Source organism: Micromonospora sp. NPDC023814, from assembly GCF_040639595.1.
Lineage (GTDB): Bacteria > Actinomycetota > Actinomycetes > Mycobacteriales > Micromonosporaceae > Micromonospora.
Window position 1 is genome coordinate 1 of sequence record NZ_JBFAAF010000182.1, and the last position, 3,567, is coordinate 3,567.

The 3,567-nt window shown below is 69.8% G+C and carries 4 protein-coding genes and 3 pseudogenes; 5 read left to right on the plus strand and 2 right to left on the minus strand.

Going from position 1 to position 3,567, the window contains the following annotated elements:
• Positions 1 to 138: 138 nt before the first annotated feature.
• Positions 139 to 317: pseudogene (locus AB0G14_RS35100) on the plus strand (DUF4291 family protein); the annotation flags it as partial.
• A gap of 121 nt (positions 318 to 438) precedes the next feature.
• Here the strand turns inward: AB0G14_RS35100 and AB0G14_RS35105 are convergent.
• Both AB0G14_RS35105 and AB0G14_RS35110 read right to left on the minus strand, forming a co-directional pair.
• Positions 439 to 504 (minus strand): hypothetical protein, encoded by a 66-nt coding sequence (locus AB0G14_RS35105; RefSeq protein WP_357705031.1) that lies wholly within the window; start codon positions 502 to 504, stop codon positions 439 to 441.
• Positions 501 to 1,547 (minus strand): RNA-guided endonuclease TnpB family protein, encoded by a 1,047-nt coding sequence (locus AB0G14_RS35110; RefSeq protein ID WP_357705025.1) that lies wholly within the window; start codon positions 1,545 to 1,547, stop codon positions 501 to 503. The genes AB0G14_RS35105 and AB0G14_RS35110 overlap by 4 nt, the downstream gene beginning before the upstream one ends.
• A gap of 101 nt (positions 1,548 to 1,648) precedes the next feature.
• On the opposite strand from AB0G14_RS35110, the pseudogene AB0G14_RS35115 reads away from it, so the two are divergent.
• The 4 genes and pseudogenes from AB0G14_RS35115 to AB0G14_RS35130 all read left to right on the plus strand — a co-directional run.
• Positions 1,649 to 2,086: pseudogene (locus tag AB0G14_RS35115) on the plus strand (DUF4291 family protein); the annotation flags it as partial.
• A gap of 460 nt (positions 2,087 to 2,546) precedes the next feature.
• Positions 2,547 to 2,777: a hypothetical protein gene (locus tag AB0G14_RS35120; protein WP_357705027.1), complete on the plus strand. Its 231-nt coding sequence runs from the start codon at positions 2,547 to 2,549 to the stop codon at positions 2,775 to 2,777.
• Between the two features lie 43 nt (positions 2,778 to 2,820).
• Positions 2,821 to 3,315, plus strand: a complete 495-nt coding sequence (locus tag AB0G14_RS35125; RefSeq protein ID WP_357705029.1) for a hypothetical protein — start codon at positions 2,821 to 2,823, stop codon at positions 3,313 to 3,315.
• A gap of 108 nt (positions 3,316 to 3,423) precedes the next feature.
• Positions 3,424 to 3,567: pseudogene (locus AB0G14_RS35130) on the plus strand (ISAzo13 family transposase); the annotation flags it as partial.

Genomic DNA, 3,567 nt, shown 5'->3' on the forward strand with positions numbered 1-3,567 from the left:
GGCGTGTTGGGCAGTGTCACGATGATCCTCTTCCTGTCTCCCAGCAAGCCTAGCTTCACCGGGGAGGCTGCCTCATCTCAGCCTGGCAGACAGGGATCCGGTGGACCCGGGGGCCGGCGCTCGATCAGGATCGGCGACATGACGGTCCCCGCCCACCAGATCCGCGCCGACTTCACCGCCGACACCGTGACCGTGTACCAGGCGTACCCGCCGGAGATCGCCCGCGCGGCGCTGGCCGCCGGCCGCTTCGTGCCGCCGTTCAAGCGGGATCGGATGACGTGGATCAGATCAAGATCAAGCCGTCGTTCCGCTGGTTGACATCCTCCCGGCCCTGAAGGGCCGGGATTCCCCCTGGTCGCCCGTGGGGTTTCCTGCTTCATCGCCGACTGCCCGCCCGGAGAGACTCCGTTGAGGTCTTACACCAGCTCCACAGGCGTTTTACCTGTCCGTCAGCCCGGCGGCCAGAAGGTTCCTCGCTGCGTTGATGTCCCGGTCATGGGTCACACCACACGGGCATTGCCACGACCGACGTTCAACGGCAGGGATTCGGTGGGCCGTCCGCAGTCCGAGCACAGCTTGGACGACGGGAACCAGCGGTTTATCGCCACCAGGGTGCGCCCGTACCAGGCGGCCTTGTACTCCAACATGGTCCGCAACTGCGACCAGGCCGCGTCGGAGATCGCGCGGGCCAGCCTGTGGTTGCGCAGCATGTTGCGCACAGTCAGGTCTTCGATCACGACCGTTTGGTTCTCGCGGACGAGTCGAGTCGACAGTTTGTGCAGGTGGTCCCGTCGCCGGTCGGCGATCCGAGCGTGAATCCGGGCCACCCTCACGCGGGCTTTGGCCCGGTTGCGGGAGCCTTTCTCCTTGCGGGCCAGGTCCCGCTGGGCCTTGGCGAGCCTGCGCCGGTCGGCCCGCTCGTGACGCGGGTTGATGATCTTCTCCCCGGTGGACAGGGTCACCAGGCTGGTCAGCCCCGCGTCGACGCCGACCGCCGTGTCCACCGGTGGGAGCGGTTGGACGGTCGGGTCCTCGACGAGCAGGGACACGAACCAGCGGCCGGCCGCGTCTCGGGACACGGTGACGGTGGACCGTACGGCGCCGTCGGGCAGCGGACGCGACCACACGATGTCCAGCGGGGCGTCCATTTTCGCGAGAGTCAGTTTCCCGTCCCGCCAGCGGAACGCCGACCGGGTGTACTCGGCGCTGGCCCGGGACTTCCTCTTGGACTTGAAACGGGGGTATCCGGCGCGCTTGGCGAAGAACGCCGCGTAGGCGGCGTGCAGATGCCGCAACGCTTGTTGCAGCGGAACGCTGGACACCTCGTTGAGGAACGCCAACTCCTCCGTGCGTTTCCATTCGGTCAGGGCCGCCGACGATGCGGCGTAGCTGATCGAGCGGCGTTCCGTAGCGTATGCGCGGGCCCGCATCTCGAGGGCTTTGTTGTAGACCAGGCGCACGCACCCGAAGGTGCGGTGGAGTTGTTCGGCCTGCTCACCGGTGGGATAAAAGCGGTACTTATATGCCCGCTTCACCACCCCACCCACATTTCACAAGCTATCAGTCCACTGTGTTACACGACCGTTGAGGGGAGGGAGCGGCGTTTCTTCCTGGCCCTGAACGGCCGGTTTTCCACGCCGCAAATGTGATGATGTACCGCTGCGGCTGGGCCACGAAGCCCGGGCAGGAGCGGGTGCTGGCCATCAAGATCACCCGGTCGAGCTTCGAGTGGGCCCTGGCCAACTCCTGCCTGAGCAGCTTCGACCTCGACCGCTACCCGGACCGGAAGACCTGGTCGCGGCGGCTGCGCGCCAGCCCGGTGCGGGTGCAGTGGGACCCGGAGCGGTCGCTGCGGCTGGCCCCGCTGCCGCACCGGTCGCTCCAGGTCGGGCTCGCCGGCGAGGCGGTGCGCCGGTACGTGGACGAGTGGCTGGTGGCCCTCACCGACGTGACCCCGACAGCCCACGCGGTACGCGCGGCGCTCGACGCCGGCGACGACGTGGCCGCCGAGGCGCTGCTGCCGCCGGAGCGCCCGTACCCGCTGCCGCCGGACGTGGCCGCCGTCGTCGGCGCGGCGATCCCGTGAGGGTGTTCCGCGCCCGGGCGAGGCGTGGCGTCGAGACCGTGCCGGGGCGACCAGCCGCCGCGCGGCACGTGCCGATCCTCCAGCCGGTGCTGGAGGCGGATCCCCTCGACGGCTTCACGCTCTGGCCGGTGGCCGAGGTCGGGCCGTGGCTGGCGCTCTCCGGTGCGCTGAGCGCCGCCGAGGTGGGCACCGCCGTGGCGCGGATCGCGGCGTACAACCACGTCGACGACCGCACGGTGTGGCCCGAGGACGACGATCCGCTGACCGCCGTGCTGCCGGTGGCGGCGGCCGGGCCGGAGCCGGGCTCCCTCGTGGTGCCCGGCGGCCTGCGCCTCACCGACTTGGGTACGGGGGCGCGGATCGACCCGGGCTGCTGCAGTGACCTCAATGACTGGCGCGCCTGGTACGAGGTTCCGTCGGGGGCGTCGCCGGACCAGGGGCACGACCCCGCCCCCTGGGTGTGGAGCACCGCGCGGACGGCACGATTCGGGTCTGGGCGGACGAGGAGCGCGGTGCGCATGTGGACGTCGGGGTCGACGAGCTGCTGCGACTCGTCGACGGCGTCCGGGCGGACCTCGCCGGTTTCCTGCGGGAGCTGCGGACGTGGGCCGACGAGGTCGTACCCGCCGCCGCCGACGGGCTGGTGGAGAGCCTGGACCGGCACCTCCAGGTCTCGGCACCGGGGGCCTGAGCGGTGCCACGAGCCGGCCGGCGGTGGGTGGGGGCGAGGTCGGATGCTGTCTACTTCCGTCATGGGCGGAACGGCGTTGGGGATCCTGAGTCCGCACCCGGCCGAGCGCGTCGAGCCGATCCTGGTCGAGGAGCTGCTGGCCGAGGGCCTGAAACGGAACCAGCGGGACCCGAGCTACTGGCACTGTGCCGACGGCCTGCCCTACGGCTACGACGTCCAGGCCCCGGACGTGGAGACCGATCCGGAGGAGCTACAGCTCGTCGAGCGGGCTGCCGGGCTGACGATGCGCTGCGAGGTCCTGTTGCACATCTTCGTCAGCGACCTCGCCGGACGACCGGCCCTGGCCCGGATGGCTCAGCGCGTGGCGGAACGGAGTGCGGGCTGGGTGTTCGTCGAGTTCTCCGGCCCGCCCGCTGCGGACCTGCTCGATCTCCTGGATAGCGCGGGGCGCTGCGTACGAGCCGGCGACGCCGTTTACCTCGATGCGGCGGCGATGGCCGCGTGGATCGCCCACCCCGAGTTCCATGTCGTCAAGTGACCCGGCCGAGCAGCCGGTGTCGTGACGCTCTCTAGTCCCAACGCCGTTCAGTTAGGGCCTGCCGATAAATAAGTAGCGGTTTCGTGTCCGGAGCGTGTTTCATGTGGTATGGCCGTGAAGGCGGAGACCGAGCAGATGCTGGCGGCGAAGTTCGAGGCGATTTTTCCTCATCTTGATGAGCGGCAGCGTCGGCTGCTGATGGGGGCCGAAGCCCGGGCGTTGGGGCGCGGAGGGATCCGGGCGGTTGCCCGG

Excerpts from the sequence above, each read along its gene's own strand:
- AB0G14_RS35125 (WP_357705029.1), top strand. The coding sequence starts at position 2,821 with ATGCTGTCTACTTCCGTCATGGGCGGAACGGCGTTGGGGATCCTGAGT.